Here is a 16,724-nt window from a genome sequence, read left to right on the forward strand (position 1 = left end):
ACACCGTCCGCGGACACTCGAAGGTGCGCGGAGCGCAACAGAAAAACGGCACAACGGCGCGGGTTTCCAGCCATCGGCACGGTTGGCACGAGGCTTGCCATCTATCCAGTGAAAGCCACTCAACCCTGTTCAAGGAGAACGATCATGAAATTCGAGAACCTGATGCTGCATAGCCTGTTCGCCGCCTGCCTGCTGGTCTGCGTGCTGACGCTGGGCGCCATGATCACCGCACCGGCTTTCACCCCCGCTTCCGTGGCAAGCAATGCACCGGCAGCCACCGCCACGCAGCCGGCCGGCTGAGCGAGCGGACCATGCGCAGCGCCACGTCCATCACGGCACGTCGGGAAGGCTGGTCGCACGGAACCCCTGAAGAATGAGCCCCGGGATATCCCGGGGCCCGAAGAGCGCAAGGGCGTGCGCTTGAAGACGACGAGTTCGCTTCGAAAGATGGATCGCCCCACGTTGCCGCTTGATCAGCGCGCGGAGGAAACCCTTCGGCTCAACTCGGTAAGCGCGTGGCGCTCCATGGTGGCGTAGACCTGCTCCCACCACCAGCGACGGTCTGCCTGGTCGATGGTTATCGCGGGCACGTGCACCAGTTGCTCGAATGCCGCCCACAGATCCTCTTCGGGTGCGTCGAGGGAAGCGAGACGGCACAGCTCGGTATCGAGCTCTGCAAACTTCACGGCCAGTTGTTCTCTGGAATAACGCACAAGCACCACGCCTCGACACGGTTGACCCACCGTTGCATCGCTTCCTTTCTGTCGCATTTCATGCCGAGCGGATGCACGGGCCCGGCAAGCGCCCCAGAAAACGGGTACCTGCGCCTGGATGCCCCCAGCCGTCGTCGGGCTGTTCAGCCCACAACCCAGCGGTTTGCGGCACGTTCGGCGGCGTTCCCTGCAGACCGCGCACTGTCATCCTTCGATCCGGACGGCCAAACCGCACCCCGAGCGCGACCCTGAACAGCCTGCCGCCGTCCTTGCGGCATCAGCTGGCGTTCATCGCCACGCCACGGCCACTCACTTCCGTACCGCCCTGGCCAAGGTCGAGGCGCCGAGGACAACAAACAGCACACCGACGCCGCCGAACACCACGAATCTGCCGATGGCGGCAGCGAGCAAGAACATGCATCCCGCGGCGATGAACAGCACGCCGCTGCGTTTTCCGTTACGTGTGCCTGGCAATGCTGCCCCCTGTTCTGATGACGTCGCTGCGCTGCTGATGACCTTGCTGGGCTTTCCATCGCCAGCAGCAATAACCTGCGCATTGGCGCACATTCATGCTGCCGCATGACGGTAACGCGCATCAACGGAAGAGGTTGGTCTTCGCCAGTTCGATCAGTTCGTCACCGCGCCCGTTGATCACGGTGCGCAATGCCCAAAGGCCAAAACCCTTGGCCTGCTCCAGCTTGATGCTGGGCGGCAGCGCCAGCTCCTGCGTGTTGGTGACCACATCGAGCAAAGCCGGACCGTCGTGAGTCAGGATGTCCTTCACCGCTGCCGGCAGATCGCCCGGATCTTCCACGCGTATGCCATGCACACCGATGGCGCGCGCCATGGCCGCGAAATCCGGATTCACCAGCGACGTGCCGGTTTCCAGATAGCCACCGGCCTTCATTTCCAGTGCGACGAAGCCCAGCGTGTGGTTGTTGAACACCACCACTTTCACCGGCAGCTTGTGCTGCACCAGCGTGAGGAAGTCGCCCATCAACATGGAGAAACCGCCGTCACCGGAAAGACTGATCACCTGCCGGCCCGGAAACGCCGCCTGCGCGCCGATCGCCTGCGGCATCGCATTCGCCATCGAGCCATGCACCAGCGAACCGATCATCCGTCGCCGTCCGTTCATGGCCAGATAGCGCGCTGCCCAGATCGAGGGCGTGCCCACGTCGAAGGTAAACACGGCATCGTCGGCGGCGGCCTCGCTGATCAGGCGGGCGAGGTACTGCGGATGGATGGGCTTGCGTCCCGGCTGGCCCGTGGCCAGATCGTCCAGGCCCTCGCGCGCCTTGCGGTAGTGCGCCAGGCAGGCGTCGAGGTGCGCCCTCTCCGTCCTCGGCCTCAGCCGGGGCAACAAGGCCTCGATAGTGGCACCCACATCACCCACCAGGCCCACGTCCAGCCGCGCGCGGCGCCCCAGGTTCTCGGCACGGAGGTCCACCTGGGCAATCTTCGCGTCCGTCGGGTAGAACTGGCGATACGGAAAATCCGTGCCCAGCATCAGCAAGGTGTCGCAGTTCAGCATGGCGTGGTAACCGGAACTGAAACCGATCAGGCCGGTCATGCCGACGTCGTACGGGTTGTCGTATTCGACATGTTCCTTGCCGCCAAGCGCGTGCACAATCGGCGCCTTCAGCGTTTCGGCCAGCTTCACCAGCGGGTCATGCGCACCGGCGCAACCGCGACCGCACAGCAAGGTGGTCTTGCCGCTGCCATTGAGCAATTGTGCAAGTGCATCGACATCCGCGTCGGCCGGGCGCACTACGGGCGGACGCAAGGCAATGGAAGCACCTGCTGACGGTTTTGCGTTCAACTCGCGCAGCGCGACATCGCCGGGAATGATGACCACGGCCACGCCACGCAGCCCGATCGCTGCGCGCATCGCGCTCTCCAGCACGCCGGGCAGCTGCTCTGCGCTCGATACCAGCTCGCAGTAATGGCTGCACTCGCGGAACAGCGACTCCGGGTGCGTTTCCTGGAAATAGCCGCGACCGATCTCGGCACTGGGAATGTGCGCCGCAATGGCCAGCACGGGCACGCGTGAGCGATGGCAATCGAACAGGCCGTTGATGAGGTGCAGGTTGCCGGGGCCGCAACTGCCTGCGCATACGGCCAGCTCGCCCGTGAGGTGTGCTTCGGCACCGGCGGCAAACGCCGCCGTTTCTTCGTGGCGAACATGGATCCAGTCGATGTCGCCACGACGGCGCAGGGAATCGGTGATGCCGTTGAGGCTGTCGCCCACTACGCCGTAGATGCGCCGCACACCCGCTACGTGCAGCGTTTCCGTCAGGACATCAGCCACTTTCGTGTTCGCCATAACCCGGATCCTTGAGAGGATGGAAGAACGCAACCGTTACCGGCCGTCGTTCTTTCGAGTATGGCGATGGCCTCGTGACAGAGGCGTCAGACCCACCGGGCGCAGCGGCGCACCCGCGCAGCTGGCGCTACTCGCTGGCTGAGCGCTCCCAGCGCGCGAGCTGTTCACGCAAGGCTTCGTTGTCGGCTTTCAACTCGGCCACTTCCGCCGTCAGCTCCGCTACCTGGCGGCGCAGCGTGGGCAGGTCTTCGTCGCCACCGGCTTCCGGCTCTTTCTTCGGTTTACGTTTGGCGTCGCGTGCGCGCTTGGCCGCCTGCTTGAGTTCGTCGTCGCCCGCAACAGCCGCGGCGCGCTGTTCTTCTTCCGGCAGGCTGGCCACCGCGGCAGCGGCGTTGATCGAGAGCACGCCGGATTTCACGGCGGCCACCACTTCGGGCGCGGCCTGCTTCTGGATCTTCTCGATCATCACCACCTGGTTATTGCTCAGGCGTGCCTCGCGCGCCAGGTCCTGGCGGCTGGGCAAGGGTTCGGCTTTCGCAGGTGCCTCTGCAGGCATCGGCGCCGGCGCATCCGGCGTGGCCTCGACCACGGGCGCCGGGGCGGCTTCGTCCACAAGCTGTTTTGCGCGGGAACGGCGCTCGGCCATGATCTCGCGCTTGCGCAGCGCCAGCACGCCGCGCTGGAAATCGGACACGCTGCGACGTCCCAGGTGCTGCTCGATCATCCACAGGTGCACGTCTTCCATGGACTGGAAACGCGTGTTCTGCACCGTATTGAACGGCAGGTCGTGCTTCTTGCAGATGCCGTAGCGATTATGGCCGTCTACCAGCACATTGCCCCACAGCACCAGCGAGTCCCGGCAACCTTCAGCCAGCAGGCTGCGTTCCAGCGCCTCGTGTTCGTCCGGGGTCAGCGGATCGATGTAGGCCTTGAGTTCTTCGTTGACGACGATGTCCATGGGTACGTGCTGATACGGCAAAGGGGTCGCATTGTAGAGAACCCCGGCCCGCGTTTCGCGGCTTGCATTGGCGGAGCGAACGTGCACTCGCCGCCCCCCTCCTGCAGGAGCGCACTCGTGCGCTGCTGGCCTCCCCGGGCAGCCATGGCTCCCAGCCGATCGCGCACAAGTGCGCTCCTACAGGGAAGGCGCGAGATTCCCTGCTCTGCTACCTTCGGACTTTCCATCCAGGGGGAGTTCCATGCTGCTGCGCCGTTGCCTTGCCCTTGCACTTGCCGTTTCGCTGCCCGCGATTGCCGTGGCCGACGAAGCGAAGCCCGCCCACACGCCCACGCCCAAGGAGCTGCTCGCCAAGTCGCAGCCGCAGGAGTGGCGTACGCCCGATCCGAAGAACCTGATGGTGATGGATTTGCCGCAGGGGCGCGTGCTGATCGAGCTGGCGCCGGACTTCACGCCGCTGCACGTGGCCAATATCCGCACCATGGCGCACGAACACTATTACGACGGGCTCGTGATCGAACGCGTGCAGGACAACTTCGTGACCCAGTGGGGCGATGCGGCCAACGAGGACGAGGGGAACGACAAGAGCAAGCTCAAGCCGCTAGGTTCGGCCAAGGATCGCCTGCCGCCCGAATACACCCGCCCGTACGATGCCAAGCTGCCCTTCACCGCCCTCAAGGACGGCGATTTCTATGCGCCCGAGGTGGGCTTTTCCGAGGGCTTCCCCGTGGCGCGCGACAAGGCCCATCAACAGGAATGGCTGACGCACTGCTACGGCATGGTGGGCGTGGGTCGCGACATCGATCCGGAAACCGGCAGCGGCAGCGAGCTGTATGCGGTGATCGGCCAGGCCCCGCGCACGCTGGATCGCAACATCGCGCTGGTGGGCCGCGTGCTGCAAGGCATGGAATATCTGTCGGGCCTGCCGCGCGGCACCGGCCCGCTGGGCTTCTACGAGAAACCCGAGCAGCGCATCACCATCCGCTCCGTGCGCCTGGCGTCCGACCTGCCGGCCGGTGAGCGGCCGAACGTGGAAGTGCTGCGCACCGACAGCGCCACCTTCACCGCGCTGGTGGAGGCCAAGCGCAATCGCGTCGACGATTTCTATCGCCTGCCCACCGGCAAGATCGACGTGTGCAACCTGAGCATTCCCGTACGCGACGCCAAGGCGGCGCATTGATGCTACGGAACGTTGCCGCCTCCGGCGGCAACGTTCTCGCGGCACGCCAGGCCTGCATCCGGCGCTTTGCCACACTCAGGTTCATGTTCGATCCACGAATGGCAGCGTGACGCGCCTGTTGCAGCCACGGGTGGCTTTTGCCACTGAATCAACGCGGGCTGCGTGAATATTGCCTTACCGCTACACCCCAAGACCACGCGATCTTCACCCCTTGGGCGGTCAGGATGCCTGCGTGGTCGCAATGGAGTGAGGCATGCCGCGGGTCTGGAAAATCGTGTCGTGGATCATCGGTGTCTGTGTGGCGCTGATAGTGGTGCTGTTGATCGTGATCGCCACCTTCGACTGGAACCGGCTCAAGCCCACCATCAACACGCAGGTCAGCCAGACCATCGGTCGGCCCTTTGCCATCAATGGCGACCTGAGCGTGCGCTGGCAGCGCGAACGACGCGCCAGCGGCATCGGAAGCTGGATTCCGTGGCCCGAGTTCGTCGCGCAGGACATTCGCGTCGGCAACCCCGATGGCGCCAGCCAACCCCTGTTCGCACAACTGGAAGCGCTGCGCTTCCGCCTCGCGCCCCTGCCCTTGCTTGCGCATCGCGTGGAAATTCCGGTGCTGTACCTCACCCAGCCCAGCATCGACCTGGAACGCAATGCCCAGGGCCAGGCCAACTGGAATTTCGACCTTGCCGACAGCGGCTCGTCGTCGACGTGGCAGCTGGATCTGCATGCCATCGGCTTCGATCGCGGCCACGTAACGCTCAATGACGCGATAACCAAAAGCAACCTGCAGATCACCATGGAAACGCTGCAGCGTGCCATTCCCTACAGTGAGATCGTTGCACAGCAGTCGAGCGATGCCCGCGAACAGGCTTCGAAAACCGTGGGCGCCAGCGCGAAGACCGCACTGGCCAAGCAGGCTGACAAGGAGGGCAATGAACCGGGCAAGACCAACGCCGCCTATCAGTTCGTGTGGCAAGCCGTGGGTAAATACCAGGGCCTGACGGTGGATGGTAATGGCAAAACGGGTGGCGTGCTGGCCTTGCAGCAGACCGACCAGCCCTTCCCGTTGCAGGCCGACGTGCACATCGGCGATTCGCACATGGCGCTGGTGGGCACGCTGACCGATCCGCTGCATCTGGCCGCGCTCGACATCCGCCTGTGGTTCTCGGGCACGAGCATGGCCAAGCTGTATCCGCTGATTGGCGTGACCCTGCCCGATACGCCGCCCTATGCCACCGAGGGACATCTACGCGCCAACCTGAAGCGCGGGGCGAGTCATTTCTCCTACGACCACTTCCGCGGGCGCGTGGGTGGCAGTGATCTCTCGGGCAGCCTCACCTTCGACACCGGCGGTGCACGCCCGAAGCTGAGCGGCACGCTGAGTTCCCAGTTGCTGCGCTTCGCCGACCTGGCGCCGCTGATCGGCGCGGACAGCAATGCGCAGAAGCAGCAACGCGGCGATGCCACGCCGCAACCGGCCGACAAGGTGCTGCCGGTGGAGCCCTTCCGCACCGATCGCTGGCGGGCCATGGACGCCGATGTCACTTTCAGCGCTGCCCGTATCGAGCGCGAAGCACAGCTGCCGATCAATGCCTTGTCGACCCACGTGATCATGGACAACGGCGTGCTTACGCTTGATCCGCTGGACTTCGATCTGGCCGGTGGCAAGGTGGCCAGCAACCTGCATCTGGACGGCAGCACCACGCCGATGAAGGGCACCATCCGGCTCAAGGCGCGCCATCTGAAGCTGAAGGAGCTGTTCCCCACCTTCGAGCCGATGAGCACCAGCTTCGGCGAAATCAACGGTGACGCGGCGCTGGATGCGCGCGGCAACTCCGTGGCCGAGTTGATGGGCACGTCCACCGGCGAGCTCAAGCTCCTGATGAACGATGGCGCGATCAGCAAGACGCTGCTTGAAACAGCCGGCCTCAACGTGGCCAACATCGTCATCGCCAAGCTGTTCGGCGACAAGACGGTGAAGATCAACTGCGCCGCCTCCGACCTGACCGCCACCAACGGCCTCTATGACACCCGCCTGTTCGTGTTCGATACCGAGGACGCCACCATCCGCGTGAACGGCACGGTCAACTTCGCCAGCGAGAAGCTGGACCTCGATGTGAGGCCGGCATCCAAGGGCCTGCGCATCCTGTCGCTGCGTTCACCGCTGTACGTCAAGGGCACGCTGAAGAATCCGGACGTGGGGGTGCAGCCGGGGCCGCTGATCCTGCGCGGCGGCGGCGCGGTGGCACTGGGTATCTTCGCGGCCCCCGTGGCCGCCCTGCTGCCGCTGGTGGCCGCCAGCCGGGGCGCTCCAGACAACACCTGTGCCACGGTGCTGGAGCAGATGCGCGGCTCGTCGAAGGCGCATCCTGCCCCGCTACCGGCGAAGACGGCACCCAAGGCCACCCCGGCGCACTGATGCCGGGGGACAACGGTAGAATGTCGGGCCCTCTTTCCGACGTCCGACCATGCAACCGGCAATCAAGGCCCGCTGGCAGATCCACTTCTGCGTCCTGCTCTGGGGCTTCACCGCTATTCTCGGCAAGCTGATCACCCTGCCGGCCCTGCAGCTGGTGTGGTGGCGCACGCTGCTCGTGGCCGGTTCGCTGCTGCTCATTCCACGGGTACGGCGCGGCCTGAAGGCCATGCCGGCGAAGTTGCGCTGGGGCTATGCCGGCATCGGCGTGCTGGTGTCGCTGCACTGGCTTACCTTCTACGCCGCGATCAAGCTGGCCAATGCCTCGGTGGGTGCCACCTGCATCGCGCTGGGCCCGGTGTTCCTGTCGCTGGTGGAGCCATGGATCGCCGGGCGCAAGTTCGACCCGCGCGAGCTGCTGATCGGCGTGGCCGTGGTGCCTGGTGTAGCGATGGTGGTGGGTGGCGTGCCGCTGGACATGCGCATGGGCATCGTCGTGGGCACCGTGTCGGCCCTGCTGGTAGCCCTGTTCGGCGCCTTCAACAAGCGGCTGGTGGAACACGGGGATCCGCTGACCGTGACCTGCATCGAGCTGGGCACCGGCACGCTGTTCCTGACCCTGCTCGCGCCGTTGCTACCCGGACCGGCCTTCGTGCTGCCCAGCCTGCATGACGGCATTTTGCTGCTGGTGCTGTCGTTCGGCTGCACGCTGTTGCCGTTCGCGCTGGCGCTGGTGGCGCTGCGCCACATGACGGCCTTCGGCACGCAGATGGTGACCAACCTGGAGCCGGTCTACGCCATCGTGCTGGCCATTCTGCTGCTGGGCGAACAGCGCCAGCTGGACGGCTGGTTTTACGGTGGCGTGGCGGTGATCCTCGCTGCCGTGTTCATCCATCCACTGCTGTCGCGCAAGCAGACCCCGCCCTCCCAGCCCGAATTGCTGGGCACCGCGGAAAGCCACAGTGTGATTGAATAAGCCACCGCCGCGACCGGGCACCATGCCCCGCGGCTTCGGCTGACTGATCCGCGACGGGATGCGTCGCTTCAGGATGGTTCGGGGAGGGACGGTCGATGACGTCGGGCGGTTTCCCAAGGCTCTTGCGGCGCGAATGGTTTCTTGCCATCAGCGTTGCCACGTCCATCGCATTCCTGCTGGCCGGTCCGCGCCTGCTTGAAGGCCTGGACCAGCCCGTATGGCTGACCATCCTGTTCGCGTGGCTGTTCGCGGTGATCCTGGGTTCCGCGCTTGCCGTGGTACGTCATGCGGAGCGCCTGGGCGAACGCCTGGGCGAGCCTTACGGCACGCTGGTGCTGACGCTGTCCATCACCGCCATCGAAGTGATCAGCATCACCGCGATCATGCTGCACGGTGACAACAACCCCACGCTGGCGCGCGACACGTTGTTCGCCGTCACCATGATCGTGCTCAACGGCATGGTCGGCCTCTCGCTGCTGGCCGGCGGCTGGCGGCATCGCGAGCAGAACTACAACCTGCAGGGCGCCAATGCGTACCTCGGCGTGGTGATTCCGCTGGGCATCCTCGCGCTGGTCATGCCCAATTTCGCCAGCCACGGGCTGAGCGTGCTCACCTTTGCGCAGGAAGTCTTCCTGGCGGTGATCTGCGCCGGGTTGTACGTCGCTTTCCTGGGATTGCAGACGCGACGTCACCGCGCCTATTTCGCCGCGGACGACAGCAGCGAGGACGAGGCCGCGCTGGTGGTGCGTGGCGGCACCGCGCGCAGCCTGCTGCACGCGGCACTGCTGCTGGCCTACATGGTGCCCGTGGTCTACCTGGCCGAAAAGCTCGCCCACCCGGTGGATTACGTGGTGGAGACGCTGCACAAGCCCGCCGCGCTGGCGGGACTGGTGATGGCCGTGCTGGTTGCCACGCCGGAAGGCATCGGCGCAGTGCGTGCAGCGCGCGGCAACCACATGCAGCGCTCGGTGAACATCTTCCTCGGTTCGGTACTGTCCACCATCGGGCTGACCATCCCGGCGATCCTGGTGATCAGCCATCTCACCGCACATCCCATTGAACTGGGGCTGCAGCACACCGACCTGGTGATGTTCCTGCTCACCCTCACGGTGAGCCTGGTGACGTTCTCCAGCGGCCACACCAACGTGCTGCAGGGTGGCGTGCACCTGATCCTGTTCGTGGCCTACCTGTTCTACATGTTCCAGGGCTGATGGCTCAGCCCTGCGCGGCGACCGTCGCGCGCATGTGGTCGATGAAGGCACGCACCTTGGCCGGCGGCTGGCGTCCCGGATACACCGCGTAAATCCCGCAGTCGGGCAGGCTGTACTGCGCCATCAGCACTACCAGTCGCCCCTCGCGGATATCGTCGGTCACCAGGTAATCCGGCAGCACGCTGACACCCGCGCCGTGCTGCACCAGCGCGTGCGTCGCCGTGACGTTGTTGGCCTGCGCAACCGGTCGCATGCGCACGGTGCGACGTGAACCATCAGGTGCCGTGAACGTCCAGCGCAATGGCGTCGCCAGCAAGGCCAGCGCCACCCAGTCGTGCGAGGCCAGATCGGTGATCACGCGCGGTGTTCCGCGGCGCGCCAGGTAATCGGGCGAGGCCACCATCAGCTGGCGAAAGCTCCCCAGCCGTGCCGAACGCAGATTGGAATCGCGCAGCCAGCCCATGCGGATGGCCATGTCGAACCGCTCGGCAATCAGGTCGCTCATGTGATCGGTGAGCACCAGATCGGCCTGGATGTCCGGATGCACGCGCAGGAACGCAGCGAGCGCCGGGGCCACCACCACCGTGCCGTAGTCGCCGGTGGCGGTAAGGCGCAGCGTGCCGCTGGGCTTTTCCTGGCCTTGCCCCACCTGCGCAATGGCCGCCTCCGCCTCCGCCAGGATGCGCACGCAGGCTGCGTGGAAAGTGGCACCGGCTTCGGTCAGCGTCATGCGTCGCGTACTGCGCGAGAGCAGCGTCACCCCCAGTTCGCTTTCCAGGCGCGCGATGTGCTGGCTCACCATCGCCTTGGTCATGCCCAGCACGTCGGCGGCCGCCGTGAACGAGCCCGCGCGCACCAGCGCCACGAACACGGACAAACGGTTGAGATTGACGTCGGCCATGCCGGTCCTCCTGACTGTCAAGTGAAACTTTACAGTGAATTACCTTTTGATGCGTTTATCCGCATCTATCGCAGGCGCATCATGGCGCCTGTTCCCACTGCAGGCGGATCGTTCACGCCCCGCGCGTCATCGTCCGCCGCACTCCCCTTTTCCCCGCTGGAGAGCACCATCCATGAAGATCGCCCTGTTCGGCGCGACCGGCCATGTCGGCCACGCCATCCTCGACGAAGCCCTGTCACGCGGCGACGACGTCACCGCCATCGTGCGCGACGCCTCGCGCCTGGCAAACCCCGACCCGCGCGTGAAGGTGGTGGTCGGCGACATCGCAGAGCCGAAAACCTGGCTGGATGCCGTGCGTGGCAGCGACGTTGTCGTGGTGAGCATCTCGGCCCGCCGCGACAATTCGAACGATGCCATCCCGGCCAAGGCCGCCGCCGTGCTCGAGGCACTGCCCCAGGCCGGCGTGAAGCGCCTGGTATGGGTGGGTGGCGCCGGTTCGCTGGAAGCCGCGCCGGGCGTGCTGGTGGTGGACGATCCGAACTTCCCCGAAGCGTGGAAGCCCGAAGCACTTGGCCAGGCCAAGGCACTGGACGTGTTCCGCCAGTACAAGGGTGACGTGGAGTGGACCTTCATCAGCCCGGCCGCCCTGCTCGAAGATGGCCCGCGCACCGGCAAGTATCGCGTGGGCGGCGACCAGCTGCTGGTGGACGCCAACGGCAAGAGCCACATCAGCGTGCCTGACTACGCCGTGGCCCTGCTCGACCGCGTCGCCAAGAACGATGCGCGCAAGCAGCGCATTACGGTGGCTTACTGATCGTCTGCGGCGGATGGCCTTGGGCTATCCGCCGTTCTTGTCGCGCTGTTCTGGTCGCGCTGTTCTTGTCGCGCTTTGGAGCTGCCAACAAAACACCGCTGGTCGGCGCTGGTCAGAGCCAGTTAGCGATCACCGTTCGGCTTCGCGGCAACGTGCGCTCATCCCTCACCGTCATCCCCGCGAAAGCGGGGATCCAGTGCCTTTGGGCACGCACAGGAAAGTCGAAAGTCGCTGGATCCCCGCTTTCGCGGGGATGACGGTGAGGTAGTTGCCATGCCGCCTCAAGATCGTGAGCAGCCTCTTGGATGTGCTCAGTGCATGTGCTCATGATCATGCTCGTCGGCGTGCTCATGATGATCGTCACCGCCCTGCGCGCCATCATCGTCATGGTGGTGCTCATGCCCACCATGACCATCATCCGCTGCCCTGCCCGCCGCAGCCTCGAACGCGGCCTGATCCATCGCCGGCAGCTTCCGCACGAAAGCCACCATGTCCCAGATGGCTGCATCGTCGTGGCTGCGGCCCCAGGCCGGCATGGCAGTGAGCTTCACGCCATGCTTGATCACCCAGAACGCTTCGGCGGGATCATGCACGCCGTGCTTCGACAGATCCGGCGGCTGCGGATAAAGCCCCTTGCGCAGCTCTGTCTGCGACAGGCCCGGCGCGAGATGGCAGGACGTGCACATCTCGGCGTAATGCTCCGCGCCTCGCTGGATACGCTGCGGATCATCCAGGTCGGGCACGCTGATGCCGTCGGCGTGACGCTCGATGGAGCGGTCACGCAAGGTGCCGATCACGCGCTCCGTCAACGCCCAATGGGGCTTGTCCGCCCCGATGTCGTAGCTACCCGACACCACGAAGGCCGCCAAACCCGCAAGAGCCAGAACCACCACCAGCACCACGATCGTCATGGTCTTTTTCATCGCCGTTTACCTCAAAGCCAGATGCGAACGCCAGCCACCCAGGTGGTTTCCCGCGCATGCACGTCAGGCACGCCAGGCTCGTTGTCGAAACTGCCGAAGCGGCGTGTCCAGTTCACGCCCACGTAGGGCGCGAACTTGCGGCTGATCTCGTAACGCAGACGCAGCCCTGCTTCCACGTTCGACAACCCGGAGGCAATGCCTCGCCGCGGGTCGTCCTTGCCGTAGAAGTTGAGCTCCACCTGGGGCGTCAGGATCAGGCGTTGCGTGAAGCGCATGTCGTAGCTGGTCTCCAGCCGCAGCGCGGTGCGCCCTTCTTCGCCAACATAGAACGTTGCCTGCGTTTCGAACCAGTAAGGCGCAAGCCCTTCCACTCCGGCAGCAAGCCACTGGCGATCCGGCCCCTGCCCGAAGTCGTGGCGCGCACCGAGCTGCCAGTCCCAGAAGCTCGCAAAGGCATGGCTCCACAGCGCCTCGACGCGCCCATCCTGCGTACCGCTGTCATCGCGCTCGCCTTCGGTCTTCAGCCACAGCCGGTTGATGGCATTGCCGTACCAGCCTTCGGCCTCCCAGCGGGTGGCGTAGTCGCCCGAGGTACTGCGGCTGCGCTCGAGCCGATCGAGCGTGAACATGCCCAGCGATGCGTTGTCGTCCATCTGCATCATGGCGTTCATCTGCGCCGGGGTCATGTCATGCGGCACCGATTGCGGCGGCGGTGGCGGCATGTGGTCGTTCGGCGGCAAGGCCTTTGCATCCATGCCTTGCATGTCATGCCCGGACATATCGTGGCCTTGCATGGCCTGCATGCCCGTCATGTCATGGCCCGTGTGATCCATGGCGGCAGGCTGCGCATCGGTTTTCTCCGGTGCGGCGACGTGATGCTGGTGCGCCGGTGCATGGCTGTCCTGTGGCGGTGACATCGCCATGCCCGGCATGTCCTGCATAGCCACGGCCTGCGCAAAGCCTGCCACCGGCAGCACGCCAAGGCTGGCGACAATCCAGCGCGAAAGTGTGCTGCTCATGCCACCACCACTTCGCGGAACATGCCCGCTTCCATGTGATAAAGCAGGTGGCAGTGGTAAGCCCAGCGTCCCACCGCATCTGCACTCACGCGATAGGCCAGGCGCTGCGCCGGCTGCACCATCACGGTGTGCTTGCGCACCTGGAACGTGCCATTGGGCGCTTCGAGTTCGCTCCACATGCCGTGCAAATGGATGGGATGCGTCATCATGGTGTCGTTCACCAGCACAATGCGCACATGCTCGCCATGGCGCAGGCGCAGCGGCTCCGCACCCGAGTAGCGCTTGCCGTCGAACGACCACAGATAGCGCTCCATGTTGCCGGTAAGGCGCAGGGTCAGCTCGCGATCCACACTGGGCGAGATGGGCGCGTCCACGGCATGCAGGTCGGCGTAGGTGAGCACGCGGCGGCCGTTATCGCGCAAGCCCACGCCAGGATCGTCGAGGTTGGTACGCGGCATTGGCACGCGCATGTCCACCTCGGGGCCGGTCTTCAATGACGGATCCTGCATGCCCGCATGCGACATCGCCATGCCGGGCATCGCCATCATGTCCATGCCGGCCATATCGTGCCCCATGCTGGCGTGATCCATGCCGCCATGATCCATCTGCCCCATCATGTCGCCCATGCTGAGCAGCGGACGGCGATCCAGCGCCGGTACGTCTGCCGTCATGCCGGCGCGCGGCGCCAGCGTGGCACGTGCATAACCGGTACGGTCCATGCTCTGCGCGAAGATGGTCCATGCGCGATCCGCCGACGGCTGCACGATCACGTCATAAGTTTCGGCCGTGCCGATGCGGAACTCGTCCACCGTAACCGGCTCGATGGCCTGACCGTCGGCGGCGACCACCGTCATCTTCAGGCCAGGAATGCGCACGTCGAAGAACGTCATGGACGAGCCGTTGATGAAACGCAGGCGGATCTTTTCCCCCGCGTTGAACAGGCCCGTCCAGTTGCCCGCGGGCGTGCAGCCATTCACCAGATGGGTATAGGCCACCGCCGAGACATCGGCCAGATCCGTGGGATCCATGCGCATCTGGTTCCACATGCGCCGGTCAGCCAGCGCCTTGGCGATGCCTTCGCTGCCGGCATCGTGCGCGAAATCGCCCACGGTGCGCTTGCCGACGTTGTAGTAGGCGCTCTGCTTCTTGAGATTGGCGTAGATGGTTTCCGGATCAAGATCGGTCCAGTCGTTGAGCATCACCACATAGTCGCGATCCGCCGGATGGCCCTCGCCGTCGCGCGGCTCGACCACGATGGGGCCATACAGGCCGGTCTGTTCCTGGAAGCGCGAATGACTGTGGTACCAGTAGGTGCCCGACTGGTTCACGGTGAACCGATAGGTGTACTCGCCGCCTGCCGGAATGCCATCGAAACTCAGGCCCGGCACGCCATCCATATCCGCCGGCAACACGATGCCGTGCCAGTGGATGGAGCTGGCCACCTTGAGGCGGTTGCGCACGCGCAACGTCACCGTGTCGCCCTGCTTCCAGCGCAACAGCGGCGCCGGCAGCTGGCCATTCACCACGGTCGCCACGCGACGCGTTCCGGTGAAATCCACCGGCAGCTCGCCGATCTCCAGGTCGAAGTGATTGCCGCGCAATTCCGCTCGCGGAGCGGCCGCTTGCGCCAGCGCATTGCCGCGCCACAAGCCCAACCCGGCAGCCACTCCGCCGAGCGCCAATCCTTGTACGAAACGCCGACGCGGCAGCTGAAAGCCGCGCGGTTCCTGCTTGTTCATTGCCTTGACTCCGTCAGGTGCGCCCACGACGCAGGCGCATCGAATCGGCCGGTACACGCCGGCCCGTTGCGATCAACGGGAGATCAGACGACCGGTGGCCGCAGCGGCGGCTCGTAGACGGGTTGCGGGGCAGCTTCGCGGCGCGCCTGCCAGAGGGAACCTGCCGCCTGCACGTGCAGCACGTGCGGCACCGCCGACGCGGGCACCGAGGCCGGCACGTGGGTGCAGCAGCTGTCGGAGGCGAGCGTCGACGCATGGCCTGCGGCGTGATCCGGCGCGACATGCTGCATGGCCATCACGCCCATGGCCCCTGACGAGGGACAGCAATCGTCATGCCGGGGCATGGCCCAGGCCACGCTGGACAGCGTCAGCCACGCGCACAGGGCCAGCACCAGCAAGGCGCGGCAACGGCGTAGATGACGGAACAGGTGGCGGGTCATGGGGCCGAGGATAGTCGCGCCGGAGCGGTGCCTCAACTCTGGAGCAGGCTCCAGGCGGCCTGACGCCGATGTCTCCTGCAGGAGCGCACTGGTGCGCGACCGCCATGCCTTGTGGCCGACGCTTTGCAGGATCTCGCGCACAAGTGCGCTCCTACAGGGGAATCGCCCCACCCGGTCACCTATAATGACCCACCCTACGGCGCGTCCCCTTGCCATGAACTATCGCCACGCCTATCACGCCGGCAACTTCGCCGATGTCCTCAAGCACACCGTGCTGCTCGCGTTGATCGAGGCGCTGCAGGCGAAGTCCACGCCGTTCGCCTTCGTCGACACGCACGCCGGCAGCGGCTGCTATGCGCTGGACAGCGCCGAGGCCGGCAAGACCGGCGAATACAAGGACGGCATCGCGCGCCTGCTGTTCCCCGACCTGCACCAGGGCAACGCCAACGCCGGCACCCTGCCCCCGCTGCTGCGGCGCTGGCTGGACGCCATCCTGCGCCTGCCCGGCAACGAACACGGCCTGAAGCTCTACCCCGGTTCGCCGCTGCAGGTGGCGAACGCCATGCGGGACACCGACAGCGCGCAGCTGTGCGAGCTGCACCCGGAAGAGGCAACGCGCCTGAAGGAACTGTTCCATCACGACCACCGCGTGCACGTGCATCATCGAAACGGTTACGAAGCGCTCAAGGCGCTGCTGCCGCCGAAGGAAAAGCGCGGTCTGGTGTTGATCGATCCGCCGTACGAGGCACAGGAATCCGAGTACCGCGTGATCGAGCAGTCGATCAAGGCCGCGCTGGAGCGCTGGCCCACCGGCGTTTACGCGGTGTGGTACCCGATCAAGCTGCGCAGCCAGGTGCAGCCGTTCCACCGCTGGCTGCAGCGCTGCGGCGCGCGTCGCGTGCTGCGTGCCGAGCTGCTGGTGCATCCGGATGACTCGCCGCTGCGCCTCAACGGTTCGGGCATGGTCATCCTCAATGCGCCTTGGAAGCTGGACGATGCCCTGCGTGACTCTCTGCGCGCCATGGCACCGCTGCTGTCGCAGGAACGTCCGGCGCAGTGGCGCCTGGACTGGCTGGTGGAAGAAAGCGCCAGCTGAACACCGCGGCCC

At 65.4% G+C, this 16,724-nt stretch carries 16 protein-coding genes; 7 read left to right on the forward strand and 9 right to left on the reverse strand.

From position 1 onward, the window contains the following. Nucleotides 1-144 precede the first annotated feature (144 nt). Complete coding sequence (locus H8F01_RS02435; RefSeq protein ID WP_187057500.1) at nt 145-300, forward strand: hypothetical protein; 156 nt, start codon at nt 145-147, stop codon at nt 298-300. Between the two features lie 173 nt (nt 301-473). Here the strand turns inward: H8F01_RS02435 and H8F01_RS02440 are convergent, their stop codons facing one another. From H8F01_RS02440 to H8F01_RS02455, 4 genes are all read right to left on the reverse strand, one after another. Beyond that, entirely contained in the window at nt 474-686 is a 213-nt protein-coding gene (locus H8F01_RS02440) for a hypothetical protein (protein WP_238481119.1), read from the reverse strand. 336 nt (nt 687-1,022) lie between these two features. Continuing rightward, the gene (locus H8F01_RS02445) at nt 1,023-1,280 is read right to left on the reverse strand and encodes a hypothetical protein (protein ID WP_187059428.1); all 258 of its coding nucleotides are present in this window, start codon (nt 1,278-1,280) and stop codon (nt 1,023-1,025) included. Between the two features lie 28 nt (nt 1,281-1,308). Further along, nucleotides 1,309-3,024: a ubiquinone-dependent pyruvate dehydrogenase gene (poxB, locus tag H8F01_RS02450; protein ID WP_425490105.1), complete on the reverse strand. Its 1,716-nt coding sequence runs from the start codon at nt 3,022-3,024 to the stop codon at nt 1,309-1,311. Between the two features lie 142 nt (nt 3,025-3,166). Then, entirely contained in the window at nt 3,167-3,997 is an 831-nt protein-coding gene (locus H8F01_RS02455; protein WP_187057503.1) for a plasmid replication/partition related protein, read from the reverse strand. Nucleotides 3,998-4,238: 241 nt separating this feature from the next. Here H8F01_RS02455 and H8F01_RS02460 point away from each other — a divergent pair, with 241 nt between their 5' ends. From H8F01_RS02460 to H8F01_RS02475, 4 genes are all read left to right on the forward strand, one after another. Then, nucleotides 4,239-5,177, forward strand: coding sequence for a peptidylprolyl isomerase (locus H8F01_RS02460; protein WP_187057504.1), 939 nt, complete (start codon nt 4,239-4,241; stop codon nt 5,175-5,177). Between the two features lie 253 nt (nt 5,178-5,430). After that, nucleotides 5,431-7,596, forward strand: coding sequence for an AsmA family protein (locus H8F01_RS02465; RefSeq protein WP_187057505.1), 2,166 nt, complete (start codon nt 5,431-5,433; stop codon nt 7,594-7,596). A gap of 49 nt (nt 7,597-7,645) precedes the next feature. Then, nucleotides 7,646-8,569: a DMT family transporter gene (locus H8F01_RS02470; protein WP_187057506.1), complete on the forward strand. Its 924-nt coding sequence runs from the start codon at nt 7,646-7,648 to the stop codon at nt 8,567-8,569. Nucleotides 8,570-8,664: 95 nt separating this feature from the next. After that, nucleotides 8,665-9,780 (forward strand): calcium:cation antiporter, encoded by a 1,116-nt coding sequence (locus H8F01_RS02475; protein WP_187057507.1) that lies wholly within the window; start codon nt 8,665-8,667, stop codon nt 9,778-9,780. A 4-nt stretch (nt 9,781-9,784) separates the two neighbouring features. On the opposite strand, the gene H8F01_RS02480 is transcribed toward H8F01_RS02475, so the two are convergent. Continuing rightward, nucleotides 9,785-10,681, reverse strand: coding sequence for a LysR family transcriptional regulator (locus H8F01_RS02480; protein WP_187057508.1), 897 nt, complete (start codon nt 10,679-10,681; stop codon nt 9,785-9,787). 172 nt (nt 10,682-10,853) lie between these two features. Here H8F01_RS02480 and H8F01_RS02485 point away from each other — a divergent pair, with 172 nt between their 5' ends. Then, the gene (locus H8F01_RS02485) at nt 10,854-11,495 is read left to right on the forward strand and encodes an NAD(P)-dependent oxidoreductase (RefSeq protein ID WP_187057509.1); all 642 of its coding nucleotides are present in this window, start codon (nt 10,854-10,856) and stop codon (nt 11,493-11,495) included. Nucleotides 11,496-11,806: 311 nt separating this feature from the next. Here the strand turns inward: H8F01_RS02485 and H8F01_RS02490 are convergent, their stop codons facing one another. The 4 genes from H8F01_RS02490 to H8F01_RS02505 all read right to left on the reverse strand — a co-directional run bounded on the left by H8F01_RS02490 (nt 11,807) and on the right by H8F01_RS02505 (nt 15,616). Continuing rightward, nucleotides 11,807-12,418: a c-type cytochrome gene (locus H8F01_RS02490; protein ID WP_187057510.1), complete on the reverse strand. Its 612-nt coding sequence runs from the start codon at nt 12,416-12,418 to the stop codon at nt 11,807-11,809. A gap of 11 nt (nt 12,419-12,429) precedes the next feature. Continuing rightward, complete coding sequence (locus H8F01_RS02495; RefSeq protein ID WP_187057511.1) at nt 12,430-13,437, reverse strand: copper resistance protein B; 1,008 nt, start codon at nt 13,435-13,437, stop codon at nt 12,430-12,432. After that, nucleotides 13,434-15,176, reverse strand: coding sequence for a copper resistance system multicopper oxidase (locus tag H8F01_RS02500; RefSeq protein WP_187057512.1), 1,743 nt, complete (start codon nt 15,174-15,176; stop codon nt 13,434-13,436). Before H8F01_RS02500 ends, H8F01_RS02495 begins: the two co-directional genes overlap by 4 nt. Nucleotides 15,177-15,259: 83 nt before the next feature. Beyond that, on the reverse strand, nt 15,260-15,616 hold the full coding sequence (locus tag H8F01_RS02505; protein WP_187057513.1) for a hypothetical protein: 357 nt from the start codon (nt 15,614-15,616) through the stop codon (nt 15,260-15,262). Nucleotides 15,617-15,830: 214 nt separating this feature from the next. Here H8F01_RS02505 and H8F01_RS02510 point away from each other — a divergent pair, with 214 nt between their 5' ends. Then, on the forward strand, nt 15,831-16,712 hold the full coding sequence (locus H8F01_RS02510) for a 23S rRNA (adenine(2030)-N(6))-methyltransferase RlmJ (RefSeq protein WP_187059116.1): 882 nt from the start codon (nt 15,831-15,833) through the stop codon (nt 16,710-16,712). Nucleotides 16,713-16,724 lie beyond the last annotated feature (12 nt).

The sequence above is a fragment of the Dyella telluris genome, from assembly GCF_014297575.1.
Lineage (GTDB): Bacteria > Pseudomonadota > Gammaproteobacteria > Xanthomonadales > Rhodanobacteraceae > Dyella > Dyella telluris.